The organism is Acinetobacter sp. YH1901134 (genome assembly GCF_013416965.1).
GTDB lineage: Bacteria > Pseudomonadota > Gammaproteobacteria > Pseudomonadales > Moraxellaceae > Acinetobacter > Acinetobacter amyesii.
The window spans coordinates 298,856-313,530 of the sequence record NZ_VPEW01000004.1 but is presented as its reverse complement, the minus strand read 5'-3'; the positions used below and the strand labels follow the sequence as shown (position 1 = coordinate 313,530).

The 14,675-nt window shown below is 40.0% G+C and carries 13 protein-coding genes; 9 read left to right on the top strand and 4 right to left on the bottom strand.

What is annotated here, in order from left to right; all coding sequences use genetic code 11:
- The first annotated feature begins 178 nt into the window (after nucleotides 1–178).
- The 4 genes from FTV50_RS05360 (at nucleotide 179) to FTV50_RS05345 (ending at nucleotide 5,826) form a co-directional block, all read left to right on the top strand.
- Nucleotides 179–628, top strand: a complete 450-nt coding sequence (locus FTV50_RS05360; RefSeq protein ID WP_180023768.1) for a GNAT family N-acetyltransferase — start codon at nucleotides 179–181, stop codon at nucleotides 626–628.
- Nucleotides 629–801: 173 nt separating this feature from the next.
- Entirely contained in the window at nucleotides 802–1,569 is a 768-nt protein-coding gene (locus FTV50_RS05355) for a hypothetical protein (protein ID WP_180023993.1), read from the top strand.
- A gap of 141 nt (nucleotides 1,570–1,710) precedes the next feature.
- Nucleotides 1,711–4,650, top strand: a complete 2,940-nt coding sequence (locus FTV50_RS05350; protein ID WP_180023767.1) for an insulinase family protein — start codon at nucleotides 1,711–1,713, stop codon at nucleotides 4,648–4,650.
- 18 nt (nucleotides 4,651–4,668) lie between these two features.
- On the top strand, nucleotides 4,669–5,826 hold the full coding sequence (locus FTV50_RS05345) for a phospholipase A (protein WP_180022830.1): 1,158 nt from the start codon (nucleotides 4,669–4,671) through the stop codon (nucleotides 5,824–5,826).
- Between the two features lie 64 nt (nucleotides 5,827–5,890).
- Here the strand turns inward: FTV50_RS05345 and FTV50_RS05340 are convergent, their stop codons facing one another.
- From FTV50_RS05340 to ilvA, 4 genes are all read right to left on the bottom strand, one after another.
- Nucleotides 5,891–7,228 carry a TrkH family potassium uptake protein gene (locus FTV50_RS05340; protein ID WP_180023766.1) on the bottom strand — a complete coding sequence of 446 codons (1,338 nt, stop codon included), beginning with the start codon at nucleotides 7,226–7,228 and terminating at the stop codon, nucleotides 5,891–5,893.
- Nucleotides 7,229–7,279: 51 nt separating this feature from the next.
- Complete coding sequence (locus FTV50_RS05335) at nucleotides 7,280–7,939, bottom strand: TrkA family potassium uptake protein (RefSeq protein WP_078188649.1); 660 nt, start codon at nucleotides 7,937–7,939, stop codon at nucleotides 7,280–7,282.
- Between the two features lie 199 nt (nucleotides 7,940–8,138).
- On the bottom strand, nucleotides 8,139–8,531 hold the full coding sequence (locus FTV50_RS05330; protein ID WP_180023765.1) for a hypothetical protein: 393 nt from the start codon (nucleotides 8,529–8,531) through the stop codon (nucleotides 8,139–8,141).
- A gap of 173 nt (nucleotides 8,532–8,704) precedes the next feature.
- Nucleotides 8,705–10,243: a threonine ammonia-lyase, biosynthetic gene (gene ilvA / locus FTV50_RS05325; protein WP_180023764.1), complete on the bottom strand. Its 1,539-nt coding sequence runs from the start codon at nucleotides 10,241–10,243 to the stop codon at nucleotides 8,705–8,707.
- 107 nt (nucleotides 10,244–10,350) lie between these two features.
- Here ilvA and rpiA point away from each other — a divergent pair, with 107 nt between their 5' ends.
- From rpiA to FTV50_RS05300, 5 genes are all read left to right on the top strand, one after another.
- A complete protein-coding gene (rpiA, locus tag FTV50_RS05320; RefSeq protein ID WP_180023763.1) occupies nucleotides 10,351–11,022 on the top strand; it encodes a ribose-5-phosphate isomerase RpiA in 672 nt (223 codons plus the stop codon).
- Nucleotides 11,023–11,151: 129 nt separating this feature from the next.
- A complete protein-coding gene (locus tag FTV50_RS05315) occupies nucleotides 11,152–11,826 on the top strand; it encodes a SprT family zinc-dependent metalloprotease (protein WP_180023762.1) in 675 nt (224 codons plus the stop codon).
- A 147-nt stretch (nucleotides 11,827–11,973) separates the two neighbouring features.
- Nucleotides 11,974–12,600 carry a PDZ domain-containing protein gene (locus FTV50_RS05310; RefSeq protein ID WP_180023761.1) on the top strand — a complete coding sequence of 209 codons (627 nt, stop codon included), beginning with the start codon at nucleotides 11,974–11,976 and terminating at the stop codon, nucleotides 12,598–12,600.
- A gap of 192 nt (nucleotides 12,601–12,792) precedes the next feature.
- A complete protein-coding gene (argC, locus tag FTV50_RS05305; protein WP_180023760.1) occupies nucleotides 12,793–13,839 on the top strand; it encodes an N-acetyl-gamma-glutamyl-phosphate reductase in 1,047 nt (348 codons plus the stop codon).
- 79 nt (nucleotides 13,840–13,918) lie between these two features.
- Nucleotides 13,919–14,668 (top strand): hypothetical protein, encoded by a 750-nt coding sequence (locus tag FTV50_RS05300; RefSeq protein WP_180023759.1) that lies wholly within the window; start codon nucleotides 13,919–13,921, stop codon nucleotides 14,666–14,668.
- Nucleotides 14,669–14,675: the final 7 nt, after the last annotated feature.

Sequence of the window (14,675 nt, the reverse complement as noted above, 5' to 3'; positions counted from 1 at the left end):
TATAAAAATTGGGCAAATCCATTATATTTTTACATTTTTTTTGAATTAGTTGCCGTTTTAATCAGCTTTGCTATTGTGCAAATCGAAAAATTTTACTTTTATAGAGCTATAGGGTGTTCAGACTGAATCAAGATGATTTGGTCATCATAAATAGATAACAGATTAAAAGTGTGAATATATGGAAATTACGATTCGTCCAGCAGAGCAACTTCCTGCTCAAATCGAAAATATTGCTGCTTTGGCGCAGCATGAAGGCTATACATTTATACACCGTTTAATTGAAGAATATCAAAGTGGTAAAAATCGTTTTGACCAAACCGGTGAGCAATTATTGTTTGCTTATGATGGCGATAAATTGATTGCTTGTGGCGGTTTAAATCAGCAATGGGGTGATACTGGTGTAGAAGAACGGATTGGTCGTGTTCGCCGTTTCTATGTGCATCCGCAGTACCGTCAGCATGGGGTGGGTAAGCAGTTATTGGTGGAATTGGAAAAGGGTGCAAAAAAACACTTTTCTGCACTGTGCTTAAATACAGAACTTAAAAATGCTGCAAAATTCTATCAAAAACAGAATTATGTCTATGTTGAAAGCCATCCAAATTATAATTATTTCAAATATCTGGTTTAGTTTTCAATCCAAAAACAGACAGTAAACACTCTAAATGAAGCATCCGATATCGGGTGCTTTTTTCATTTAGTATTTCAAAAAAAGAGTGCTTTATTTTAAGCCAAGTTTTAAGCAAAAATTCATTTTAGTTATCGAAGATATAAGCATCAACATAACTGCATTGAGTGATGCATATGCAAGTGTCTGAGCTACAAGACTCCGTTAAAAAAGTCCCTGAGATTACCGCACTGTTTTGGTTGACCAAAATTTTTGCGACCACCTTTGGTGAAACCAGTGGTGATGCATTGTCCATGTCCTTAAATTTGGGCTATCTACTCAGTACCTTTATTTTCGCAGGCATATTTATCAGTTTGCTGTATTTTCAAATAAAGTCCAAAGCCTATAAACCTTATTTATATTGGGCCACGATTATTGCCAGTACAACGGTAGGTACGACTTTAGCGGATTTTGTAGATCGTTCTTTAGGGATTGGCTACTTGGGTGGTAGTTTGCTGTTGCTGAGTTTGGTGCTCATATCGCTTTTTAGTTGGTATCGAGTCGAAGGATCGATCAATCCAAGTGTAGTGAATTTGCCGCGAACACAGATCTTTTATTGGTTGACGATTACATTTTCTCAAACATTAGGTACGGCTTTGGGGGACTGGACTTCCGATAGTGCAGGATTAGGCTATAGCGGTGGCATTTGGCTATTTGGTGGTTTAATTCTATTGATGGCGTTGTTGTACTTTTTTAGTCGGGTCTCAAAGACGTTTATATTTTGGGCTACTTTTGTTTTGACACGTCCATTGGGCGCTGTTGTTGGTGATTTTTTAGACAAGCCAATCAGTTCAGGTGGATTGGATCTAAGTCGCTTTATGGCTTCTTTTGTATTGTTGTTGGCGATTGTGATTTGCGTCTATTGGTCAACACGAAATGATAGGCAATCCATAAAACTAGTCTAAATGTTTTAGAGCTAAAACAAGTGATTTTTAAAATTAAAGTTCAAGTTGATTAAAACAGTTGGAAATGTTGTTTCGGTGAATCTAGTTGTGATTTTTTAAGGTATACTTTGCCTAATTTAAATGAATAGATTAGGAGCACACATGACTGTAGATGTCACTGAAACCATTTCTCAAACTGTACATCCCGCGTTTCAGTTGATTCGTCAACATCATGTTGAAGCTTTAGACATTTTAGTGTCTGAATATAAACACAAAGTGACTGGCGCAGTGCATTATCACTTAGCCACAAACCATGACGAAAACGTATTTTTAGTTGCCTTCCGTACGCAGCCGATGGATTCAAAAGGTGAGGCGCATATTCTTGAGCATACAGCACTGTGTGGCTCAGAAAAGTTCCCTGTACGTGACCCATTCTTTTTAATGATTCGTCGTTCACTCAATACATTTATGAACGCGTTTACCGCAGCGGATTGGACGGCTTATCCATTTGCAACGCAAAACAAAAAAGATTTCCAAAACTTGTTAGAAGTTTATATGGATGCTGCTTTTGCTGCGAATTTGAACCCGCTTGATTTTGCGCAAGAAGGGATTCGTATTGAGCTAGAAAATGGCGAAGCTGTATATAAAGGCGTGGTATTTAATGAAATGAAAGGTGCAATGAGTTCACCTTCAGATCAGTTGTATCACCAACTTGCCCATCATTTATTCCCAGAAACAACTTATCATTACAACTCAGGTGGTGATCCGAAAGACATTCCTGACTTAAGCTATGAAGAGTTGGTCAGTTTCTACAAATCACATTATCACCCAAGTAATGCGGTGTTTATGACCTTTGGTAATGAGCCTGCATATAATTTACAAGAACAGTTTGAAACGCTTGCTTTGTCTAAATTTGAAAAAGGTCAAACGCTGTATTCAAAACCTGAACGTCGTTTAACTGCGCCTGTAACTGTAACTGAAACGTATGCAGTTGATGCTGAAGACCTCAAAGACAAAACCTATCATGTGCTTTCTTGGTTATTGCCAGAAGCAAGTAATATCAAATTACGTTTAGGTATGCGTTTGGTTGAGGGGGTATTGCTTGAAGATTCTGCTTCGCCATTACGTCATTACTTAGAAACCTGTGGTTATGCACAGTCTACTGGTCCATTCATGGGCGTAGATGACTCAAACTATGAAATGACGTTCTACTGTGCAATTCAAGGTTCAAACCCTGAGCATGCAGAACAATTTAAAGATGGCGTGTTTAAAGTATTAGAAGACGTTGCGGCTAAGCCTGTTGACCCGGCTTTAGTTGAGGCGATTTTGCATCAAATTGAATTGCATCAGCGTGAAATCAATGGTGATGGTACACCATATGGCCTAAGCTTAATTCTGAATGGTTTAAGCAGTGCGATTCACCATTCAGACCCTGTGGATGTTTGGGATGTGGATACGGCCATTGAACAAGTGAAGGAAGAGTTGAAAGACCCAATGTGGTTATCTAACTTAATCAAAACTTACTTGCTTGATAATCAACATCGTGTGCAATTAACTTTGGTTCCAGATGCTGAAAAAAATGCGTTGGAAGCGGCAGCAGAAAAAGCACGTTTAAAAGAAATTGTTGCGAACTTAACTGAAGCGCAAAAAGCAGAGATTATTGCGCAGACTGAAGCACTGAACATTCGTCAAGATACCCCAGATGATTTGAACCTATTGCCTAAAGTAGGTTTAGAAGACGTTCCTGCACAATTACAGATTGTACAAGGTCAATTACGCGAAATTATCAGTAATGAATTAGATACACCGTTAAATCTTTACCACGCAGGCACCAATGGTCTTTATTACCAACAAGTTTTGATTCAGATTCCTGATGAAGTGGTGCAATCGCCGTATTTCAACCTCTTGTCGATTTTGATGGGTGAAGTTGGTGCAGGTGAATACGACTACTTAGAGCTACAACAGTTGCAAACAGCTGTGAGTGGCGGTTTAGGTATGGGTGCATCCCTGCGTTCAAAAGTGGACGATAAAGGTCAAATTAGTGCTTGGCTAACGTTGACCACTAAATCATTGGTGAATAATCTTGAAGCAATTCGCTTATTGAAATTGGCTTTTGAACAGCTACGTTTTGATGAAAAAAATCGTATCGTAGAGTTATTGCAACAACGTAAAGCACGTTGGCATTCACGTGTTTCTGGCTCTGGTCATAGCTATGCAATGCAAATTGCAGGTCGTCAACATAGTGCATTGGCGTTACGTGATTATCATAATACAGGCCTAGGCGCGCTGAACTGGTTGTCAGAACTTGTCAGCAAAATTGAGCAAGACGACACGGCTTATAATGCCTTGATTGATGAGCTTAAGTTAATTCATAACCGTTTGCTTAAAGCACCAAAACAATTCTTGGTGGTGTGTGAAGAACATCATTCAGACCGATTGGTTGAGGAAGTTCAAACCATTTGGGATAAAGTGGCGATTGACGATAACCCGCATGCTTTAACTCAAGTGAATTTTGCAGATAGCAACAATGACGAAGCTTGGCTCATTCAAACCAATGTTCAGTTCTGTGCTTCAGCATATCCTGCGGTGGAAGTGTCGCATCCAGATGCAGCACCATTAATGATTTTGGCGGCTTATTTACGGAATGGCTTCTTACATAGCGCGATTCGTGAAAAAGGTGGCGCGTATGGTGGTGGTGCAAGCTATGACGGCAATGCATGTTCATTCCGTTTCTATAGCTACCGTGACCCACGTTTAGCTGAAACGTTTAAAGATTTTGATGCAAGTGTGCAATGGCTACTGAATGCTGAACAACAACCGCATCAGCTTGAAGAAGCGATTTTGGGTCTAATTGCCAGCATGGATAAACCGGGGTCACCAGCGGGTGAAGCCATTACAGCTTGTTATGCTTTATTACATAAACGCACGCCAGCTTTCCGTCAAATGTTACGTGAACGTCTGTTGAATGTGACTTTGGAAGATCTAAAACGTGTTGCTGTGGCGTACTTGGTTGAACAACAACCAACAAAAGCTGTGGTTGCACCGGTGGCTAAGCGAGATGCTTTGGTTGAGCTTGGTTTCGAAATAAAACAAGTGAATTAAAACAAAAAAGGGGTTTTTATGGCGTTCAAATCTCTTGAGCGTACGACATTGCAACTGAGCCTCATTGCGCTCAGTTCAATGTATGTCAGTACTGTAAATGCACAAAATGCGGATGTGGCTGCTAAGCCTGCAACCGCAGAAGCATGTGTGGCACTTGAGTCAAATGCAGAGCGATTATCGTGTTATGACGCTTTGTTTAAAGTGCAACCTGCTGAAAAAGAAATGTTGGTCTCTGAGCGTCAAGCCGCACAAGAAATTAAGCCTGAACCGACAGAGAAGCTAACTTTCAAAGAAAAAGTCAGTCATGCGTTTACGGACCGTTTATTTGCTGTAGAAGCACCGAACCTCAATCCAAATCTTTCATTATTGGATAGTCGTTGGGAACTTTCTCCAGAGAGTAAATTAGGGACGTGGAATATTCGCGGCTATCAACCTGTGTATTTAATGCCGGGATACTGGACTTCAGATAAAAATGAACGTCCATCAAGCCCGAATGAAAACAACACGGTACAAGCCGATCAGGAACAAAACCTGAAATCGATGGAAGCCAAGTTCCAATTGTCATTAAAAACCAAAGCTGTTGAAAACTTATTTGGTGATAATGGTGATATCTGGTTGGGCTATACCCAGTCTTCTCGTTGGCAAGTCTACAACGAAGATGAATCTCGACCATTCCGTGAAACCAACTATGAACCTGAAGCCAGTCTGGTTTTTCGTACCAACTATGAACTCTTGGGTTTGAACTGGCGTATGCTGGGCTTAACTTTTAACCATCAGTCTAATGGGCGTTCTGATCCCTTATCGCGGAGTTGGAACCGTGTCATGTTAAATCTAGGATTTGAACGTGACAATTTTGCACTGATGTTACGTCCTTGGTATCGTTTCGAAGAAGATACCAAAGATGATAACAACCCAGATATTACCGATTATGTGGGACGTGGGGATTTAACAGCATTTTATCGTCATAAAGATCATGACTTTAGTTTGATGTTACGTCATTCATTGAAAGGTGGTGATGATTCACATGGTGCTGTGCAGTTCGATTGGACTTTCCCAATCAATGGTAAATTGCGCGGCACAGTTCAATTGTTTGATGGCTATGGTGAAAGCCTGATTGACTATAACCATCGGGCAACCTATGTCGGTGTCGGTGTGTCATTAATGAATTGGTTCTAAAGATTCGCAAATAAAAAAACCACGCTACGGCGTGGTTTTTTATGACTGAGAGAAAATGTATAAATCAACCGATTTGGATCTCAGAAGGCGGGTGTTTTAAACGACTCTTCATTGGTGTAGCAATCAGATAAGCCAGTGTTAAGGGGCCAAGACGGCCTGCGAACATTAATAACATCAGGGCAACTAAACTGGCGGGTTGTAAGTTACTGGTGATGCCACGAGATAGGCCAACGGTGCAGGCAGCGGATACTGCTTCAAAGAGTAAGTCTAAAAAGCGTTTATCAGGCTCGAGTAGCAATAGACTGAAAAAACCAATGAATATCAACGTCACTGTAATGAAAATCACCGCTAATGCTTTGAAGGTGGTTTTTTCAGAAACAGAATGGTTAAACACACGCAGTTCGTCTTCACGTCTTAAAAAACTGACAACACTGAGCACAACAATAATAAACGTTCCAACTTTAATGCCACCGGCCGTACTGAGAGAACCACCACCAATAAACATCAGTAACATCGTTACGAGTGATGATGCATCGCTCATGCTTTCCATAGGTAAGCTGTTAAAACCCGAAGAGCGCGGAACAGTTGCATGGAACCACGCGTTGAGGGCTTGGTCACCAAGTGACATCGTGGCTAGGGTAGCCGCATTATTGGCTTCTAATAACCAAATGGTGATGAAGGCAAAGACATTTAAGCCTGCAATGGTCGATAAAATCAGCTTGCTATTGGTACTGAGTTTTTTCCAACTTTTATTGCGCTTAATGTCCATTAGTACCAAAAAGCCGATACCCCCAATAATGTAAAGCATACTGATGGTAAACGTAATGAAATAACGGTCAGCAAAGCTCATTAAACTATTGGGAAATAATGAAAATCCACCATTATTAAATGCAGAAACACTATAAAAGGCAGCATAAAATAGGGCCTGGTTAAAATTGTATTCTTGCATCCAAGCGATGGTCAAAATAACCGTTCCCACCATTTCAAAAAATAGCGAATACAGCAGTACGCCTTTGATGGTCATGGTCACTTTGGCAAGGCTGGTTTGTCCAATGGTTTCTTGAGCCATAATTTGTTGTTTTAGCCCAATTTTAGGGGACAAACTCATAGCGGCCAATATCGCAAAGGTCATAAAACCGAGACCACCGCATTGTAGTAACCCCATAATCACGACTTTACCAAACACCGTATAGGCTTCGCCGACATTCACAACTGAAAGTCCTGTAATGGTCACGGCAGAGGTCGCTGTAAAGAGGGCATTGATCCAACTTAAATCACCATGATGTGAATATGGGAGCTTTAACAGCAAGGTGCCAATGATAATTAGCCCAAGAAAACCCAATGCTAAAATACTGGGTGGGCTGAGATTAATGGTATTACGCTGTTTATTGTGCAGTTTCATGTTTTTTACTGTCATCTTGCGTGATTATGTGCAAAAGCAACTCGACGCTGATTACAAAGTTGCTTTAAAGTGTTTAGCGAGTCGACGTAAATGTTCGAGTAAACCTTCAACCACTAAAATATCGCCTGTTTGTAAAATCAGGTTCGGATCTAAACTATATTGAAGCTCGGTGCCACGTTTATGCAGAATCGTCTTCACTTCAGGGACATGATCCATTATTTGATTTAAACGCGTGCCTTGTTGTGACTCTTTAATTTCAACTTTCACCAAATAATGGTCATCTTCGAGCACCATGTAGCGGCTCACCATTGGATAACTTAGTGACTGAGCAACACGGACACCCATATCTTCTTCAGGATGGATGATTTTGCTGATGCCTAAATGGGTTAAAATCATGTGATGCGCTTTGGACTTGGCTTTGGCCCAAATTTTGTTGATCCCCATGTTTTTAAGATGGAGCACACATAAGATGCTGGCTTCAATATCTTCACCAATTGCGACTACGACGGCTTCACAATTTTGAATATTGAGTTCTTGTAAAACGTGCTCATCTGTTGCATCAGCAATCACTGCATGGGTCAGTTGGTCCGAAATACTTTCAACAAACTTTTTGTTGCTATCGATTCCAATGACATCGTGTTTTAAACCCATGAGTTCTGTGGCTACAGTTGCGCCAAAACTTCCTAAGCCAATCACAGCGAATTGAGCCATGCCGTATTCCTAAATTATTCTAAAGTTCTTGAATATGTTGATGTTAGCTTGTTCAGCCTAGAGCGGCTATGAAAATTTACATAATCCATCTAAACCGAAAAGCTCTAATTTTTAATTTCTTCAGTGTTTTGATAGGCATAAAGTTCAGCAATATTGGGGCAATTATCCATAACTTGTTGATATTTAAAAATTTCATAACCTAATTTTTTTTTAGAATGTATTGAAATTGATGCTGATCTTCTTTAATGACATTTAGGGTAGCTTTACGAACGAGCTCGGAATTGTTCTTTAAACGGTTTAAGCCATCGCATGAAAATTCACGGATAATGGCTTGAACAGATTCGGGAGCGGTTTGATCACTTAGCTCATCAAAGCGAATATATACAATGTAATTTGGATATTGATTCAACATTTCAGCCTGCGCGGTATAGCCGTAAATATTTTCTAGATTTTGCGTACGTGACTGATTTGGAATTTGTTTCATACTTTGACGAATCTTATCTTCCTCTTGCTTAAGTTGATAAGCCGGATATGCATAAAAATATCCACCTAAACCCACAATGGCGATCATAAATAAGGCATAAATATTCAATTTTAATTATCCATTTTGTTTTATTTTCAATGGATTATAGGGTATGGTGAATTTAACAACAATGACGGCGTTGATGAATTAAATTGATGAATATATTCTTTTTGATGTAGAAAAGAATTGATGCAAATAAAAAAGCTGGAATCTAGATTCCAGCTCTTTTATAGAAGTCTCATTTATTTCAAGAAACGTTGATAACCAAGGTTATTGGTAATCTCAACATATGGGTAGGTAATATTTTCCAATGTTTCAATTAAACCATCTGGGTTTTGTTTCGCATCCGTTGCTTCCATACCCACCAATACACGACCTTCAGCAGCACCGTGGTTACGGTAATGGAATAGGGTGATGTTATGCGTTGGGCCTAGACGTTCTAAGAAAGTCAGTAATGCGCCCGGACGTTCAGGGAATTCCACGCGGAATAGGCGTTCATTTTCGATATCGGCATGACCGCCAATTAAATAACGGATATGGAGTTTAGCCACTTCATCATCGGAGAGATCGTCTACATCGTATTGGAATTTTAAAGTTTCAAAAATTTCCTGACGTTCTTTTTCGCCATTTTTGAGACTAATACCCACAAACACTTGAGCGGCACTTGAATTGCTTGCACGGTAGTTAAATTCAGTGATATTACGGCCTTGTAGTGCGCGGCAGAATTGAAGGAATGAACCTTTTTCTTCTGGAATAGTCACAGCAAAGATCGCTTCTTTACGTTCACCCAGTTCGGTACGTTCTGCAATGTAGCGCAGACGGTCAAAGTTCATATTGGCGCCGCATACAATCGACACCATATTTTTGCCTTCTAGACCATGCTCTGCAACATACTTCTTGATACCTGCAAGCGCCATTGCACCTGACGGTTCTACAATGCTGCGGCATTCATCAAAGGTATCTTTAATCGCTGCACAGATTTCATCTGTATTTACTAGTACAACTTCACGCTCAACAATTGGGCCTGAGTTATCTGATTTTTGTAGCTGAATCACTTCAAATGGTTTTTCACCAATTTGAGCAACGGCTGTACCATCGGCAAAAAGACCGACAGATGGAAGAATGACACGTTCATTGGCTTCAAATGCTGCTTTTAAACATGCTGATTCATCATATTCAACAGGAATGACTTTAACGTGAGGTGCCACATCACCTAAGTAAGCGGCTACACCGGCAATGAGACCGCCACCGCCCACAGCAACGAAGACATAATCCACATCACGCCATTGACGCAAAATTTCGTTGGCAATGGTTCCTTGACCGGCCATAACGAGTTCGTCGTCATAAGGTGGAATAAAGGTCATACCTTCATCTTTTGCACATTGGATTGCGTATTTATTGGCTACGTCAAAAGAATCGCCATGCAGAACCACTTCACCGCCTAAGCGTTTAACCGCTTGTACTTTAATGTCTGGTGTGGTTTTAGGCATAACGATAATGGCGCGAATACCCAACTTTTTACCAGATAACGCCACGCCTTGAGCATGGTTACCTGCAGAAGCAGTAATAACGCCACGTTCCAACTGAGATTTCGGTAATTGACTAATACGGTTGTAGGCACCGCGTAGCTTGAAAGAAAAGACAGGTTGTAAATCTTCGCGTTTAAAGCGAATGTTATTGTTTAGTTTTTCACTAATTCGTGGCGCTGCTTCGAGTGGGGTTTCGATTGCAACGTCATAGACTGTTGCCTGTAATATTTGTCGAACCAAACGAGACAGCATGTTAATTTTCCATCTAACAGTTTAAAATAGGCGTTCATTGTAACAAACACCCGGACATTTGGGCTGTAAAATCAGCAACAAATGTCAAAAAATAGTTGAGCCAAGTTATGAGTCTGTATGCTACCCAAGATGAAAAGAAACAAGCTGCCGCAAAAGCTGCGTTAAAGCATTTGCCAAAGGGCGGCATTTTGGGTGTTGGTACAGGAAGTACTGTGAACTTCCTCATCGAATTATTGCCAGAGCTTCAACTTGAAGCTGCTGTTGCAAGTTCTGAAGCAACTGCACAACGTTTGAAAAAATTAGGCATTGAAGTGGTTGATATGAACCACGTTGGCGGTTTAGATGCCTATGTGGATGGCGCTGATGAAATCGACCGTCATATGCACATGATTAAAGGCGGCGGCGCTGCGTTGACTCGTGAAAAAATCGTTGCATCAATTGCGAAAAAATTCGTTTGTATCGTAGATGATTCTAAATGGGTTGATCAGTTGGCACGTGAATTTCCGCTTCCTGTAGAAGTGATTCCAATGGCACGTTCTGCTGTGGCACGTAAAATCGTTTCTTTAGGCGGCGACCCTGTGTACCGTGAAGGCGTAGTAACTGATAACGGTAATGTAATTTTAGACATACACAACTTAAATATCTTAAATGCTTTAGAGCTTGAAAAGACTTTGAATGACATTCCGGGTGTAGTGTGTAACGGTATCTTTGCTCTAAACAAGGCGGATATTGCTGTTGTTGCGACCGATAACGGTATTGAAGAGCGTACTGCGGTTTAATCTGTTCTATTAGAATCCCCCCTAAAGTTCCCCTTTGATTAAAGGGGGACTTTTCACCTGAATTTATTTAGGTGATTTTCCCTCCTTTGTAAAAAGAGGGTTAGGGAGGATTTAAAATTAATAAAAAATATGATCCCAAACCTTCCTGAAATTCAAATCACCCGAAAATTACGTGCCACACGCTTAAGGCTGCGTGTAGAACCAACTCAAATTAAATTAACGGTTCCCCAGTTTTGTACACAGCGCCAAGTTCAAGATTTTCTTAAACAATCGGAACAATGGATGATTGAGACATGGCAGAAGCAGCAGGAAAAAACAGGGCAGATTGATAAAACGCTACCAGTAGAATTAAAACTATTCAATTTAGAGCAGCCTCTAAGCATTGTTTATAAAGTACAAAAAAACTCATTCATCTTAGATGAAGAAAAGCATCAGCTTTTCATCAGTGTTCGGCAGCCTGAGCAATATTTAAAAAGCTTTGTGATTGCTTATGCCAAAGAGTATTTACCAATTTATTTAAAGCAAGTGAGCAGTGAAACAGGCTTGAAATATGGTGATTGCTCAATTCGTCAGCCCAAAACTCGCTGGGGCAGCTGTTCTGCAAAGCATGACATTATGTTGAATAGTGGGCTGGTACTTTTTCCGTTGGAAATCACGCGTTATGTGGCTGTACATGAGTTAGCGCATACTCAGCATTTTGACCATAGCCCAAACTTTTGGGCAGAAGTCCAAAAGCATGATTCAAACTATAAAGATCATCGGAAAACTTTAAAAAGTGGTGTGATGCCGTGGTGGTGGTGCTAGTATATTTTTCATAAAACCTAAACTGATTGGGTGTATAGTTATGAAAAATAGAAAAATTCTGGGATTAATTTTACTTGCATATTCAGCACCAATTTTTGCAAATAGTTTTCAAGATCGGGATAGCTGGCAAAAAAAACCGAAGTAATGATGGTTGATGATATTGATCTTAAAACAGATGAGCTGATTGAGCAGGGCTATGTTCCTGTGATGAGTGAAACATTTAAAAGTGTATCTACAAATAGGGGCTACAGCGATAGCATGTGGGACCTGAAAAATAAAGGAAATCAATTGGGGGCACAAATCGTTATTTTCACTAATACGCCTGTAGAGAGTGGAAATTATTATAGGTATAGAAATTCAAAGCCAGATTCATATCCGTTTTTAGTTGGTGATAATCAAAAAAGTGATTTAAATATTTATCCTGTAGGAACTATTGAGGCAGTTCCTCATCGTCTTGCGAACAGGACAGAATATTCCTCACGATATTTTTATAAATATAATTCAGTAACAGGAATTTATCCCACCATATTGTCTTCTAAGGATAAAATTAATAATGGCCTTCAGGGCGGAGTGATTGTACAAAAAGTTCAAGCTGGCTCTCCAGCCAAAGGCGTTATTTTGCCGCAGGATATTATTATAAAAATGAATGATGATAATATTAATGATGTCAGTGCATTTGTTGAAAGTTCAAACTATTTAAGAGGAAACGTTGTAAAGTTTGAAATTCTGAGAAATGGACAGAAAATACCTTTAGAAATTAGTTTGAAACAATAATATTTGGCTGGAAGGTGGGACAATTGCACTTTTCATCCAATTTAAGTTTGGTGCTCTCTGAAAATATGTTTTTTCTTAAATTGATAAAAAGATCCGAATTGCAATAAACCCAAGCAAAACAGTTCAGAAATCCTAAACTTCCTGTCATACTACGCAGTCATCAAATGGATACTTTGAATAGAGGTAAAGAGCGTGATTTCAGTAGGTATTGTCGGCGGTACAGGTTACACAGGTGTTGAATTACTGCGTATTTTACTGCGACACCCAAATGCGGAAGTGAAAGTTTTAACTTCGCGTACTGAAAATGGCCGCCGTGTGGATGATATGTTCCCAAGCTTGCGTGGACATACAGACCTTTGCTATTCAGATCTTAATATTGAAGAACTAAAACAATGTGACGTTGTATTTTTTGCGACTCCGCACGGTGTAGCAATGAAACACGCAGAAGAGTTAGTTGCTGCAAATACTAAAGTGATTGACCTTGCTGCTGACTTCCGCTTGCAGGACTTAGCCCAATTTGAAAAATGGTATGGCCTAGACCATGCATGTCCAGAGCTATTAAAAGATTCAGTTTATGGTTTGTCTGAATTAAACCGTGAAAAAATTCAAAAGGCTTCAGTGGTTGGTAACCCAGGTTGTTACCCAACAACTGTTCAGCTCGGTTTAGCGCCAGTATTAAAAGCTGAAGGATTAGTGAAACCTGAAAGCATTATTATTGATGCAAAATCAGGTGTGTCTGGTGCAGGTCGTAAAGCCAGCCTAGGTATGATCTATTCTGAAAATGCAGATAACTTTAAGGCATATGGAGTTGCAGGTCACCGTCATCATCCCGAAATAGTAGAAGCCTTAGAAAATATTTCAGGTCAAAAAGGTGTGTTTAACGAAATTTTATTCGTACCGCATTTGGTACCAATGATTCGTGGCATGCTCAGCACTATCTATATTGATTTGACAGACGCAGGTGCTTCTGCGGATTTACAAAGCATATATGAACAGTTCTATGCCAATGAGCAGTTTGTAGATGTTATGCCGGCAGGTAGCTCACCTGAAACACGTACTGTGCGTGGTGCGAACCAATTACGTATTGCGATTTGCAAACCTCAACCGAAAAAATTGGTGATTTTGGTGGCTCAAGACAACTTGGTGAAAGGTGCAGCAGGTCAAGCCGTACAAAATATGAACTTGATGTTTAGTTTTGCTGAAAATGCAGGACTTCAAGGCATTGGTTTATTACCATAAGAAACGATTTAAAACTTCACACACATTTAAAACTGGATTTAAATGTGTGCCTTGAGTGAACTAAAAATAAGAGATGACGATGTCGAATACAGAATCTAATTTCAAGTCAGAACCTGAAAACAGTGAAAAAACGCCTTTTATGAAGACGAATATGCCACTGGCGATTGGTGCAGTTGTACTTGCATTGAGCAGCGGTTTGCTCGGATATAGTATTGGTCATCGTCAGGGCTTAACTGTGGTCGGTTATGATGCAGATGCAGAGCAACTTGTTGATGTGGTGCAAAAGCAAAAAACTGAATTAGCAGGCCTGAATAAAAGTTTGAATGCGGCAATCCAAGAGCGTGATGTCGCTGTAAGTAATTCAAATGATTTATATTTGGCTGTTAAAAAAGCACGTGATGATCAAGAGTTAACAGGTAATTTGGGTGTTTTGTATCGTGAAGTATTGCGCCAACGTGGTGGTATGCCGCTTGCAGTACAACATTTAGCGATTAAACCATTACCTGAAAATGCGTATGAATACCAACTTGATCTCGTTCAAGTAAGTCCGTCAAAAAGTAATGTATCTGGAAGTGTTGAGCTGCGTCTAATTAAGGGTACAGAAGTACTTGTAGTGCCTTTAGAAGACAAAAACTTTAACTTTAGCGAAAGTGAGCGACTCACTGGACGTTGGACCATGCCAAAAGGCTTTAGTCCAGACTTTATTGAAGTGCGTTTAAGCGGTTCTAAACCCGTTATTCGCCGTTTTAGCTGGTCGAAAGGTCAGCCTGTTGAAAATCAATCTGCCTTCCTTTCAGAAATTCCTCAAACTGAAGCAAGTGCAAACTAAGTGTGAA

Bases quoted from the DNA above. Each gene is read 5' to 3' on its own strand.
- FTV50_RS05350 (WP_180023767.1), top strand. From the start codon at position 1,711: ATGACTGTAGATGTCACTGAAACCATTTCTCAAACTGTACATCCCGCG.
- FTV50_RS05335 (WP_078188649.1), bottom strand. From the start codon at position 7,939: ATGGCTCAATTCGCTGTGATTGGCTTAGGAAGTTTTGGCGCAACTGTA.
- FTV50_RS05355 (WP_180023993.1), top strand. From the start codon at position 802: ATGCAAGTGTCTGAGCTACAAGACTCCGTTAAAAAAGTCCCTGAGATT.
- FTV50_RS05300 (WP_180023759.1), top strand. From the start codon at position 13,919: ATGTCGAATACAGAATCTAATTTCAAGTCAGAACCTGAAAACAGTGAA.
- rpiA (WP_180023763.1), top strand. From the start codon at position 10,351: ATGAGTCTGTATGCTACCCAAGATGAAAAGAAACAAGCTGCCGCAAAA.
- FTV50_RS05360 (WP_180023768.1), top strand. From the start codon at position 179: ATGGAAATTACGATTCGTCCAGCAGAGCAACTTCCTGCTCAAATCGAA.
- FTV50_RS05345 (WP_180022830.1), top strand. From the start codon at position 4,669: ATGGCGTTCAAATCTCTTGAGCGTACGACATTGCAACTGAGCCTCATT.
- ilvA (WP_180023764.1), bottom strand. From the start codon at position 10,243: ATGCTGTCTCGTTTGGTTCGACAAATATTACAGGCAACAGTCTATGAC.
- FTV50_RS05310 (WP_180023761.1), top strand. From the start codon at position 11,974: ATGGTTGATGATATTGATCTTAAAACAGATGAGCTGATTGAGCAGGGC.
- FTV50_RS05315 (WP_180023762.1), top strand. From the start codon at position 11,152: ATGATCCCAAACCTTCCTGAAATTCAAATCACCCGAAAATTACGTGCC.
- FTV50_RS05340 (WP_180023766.1), bottom strand. From the start codon at position 7,228: ATGAAACTGCACAATAAACAGCGTAATACCATTAATCTCAGCCCACCC.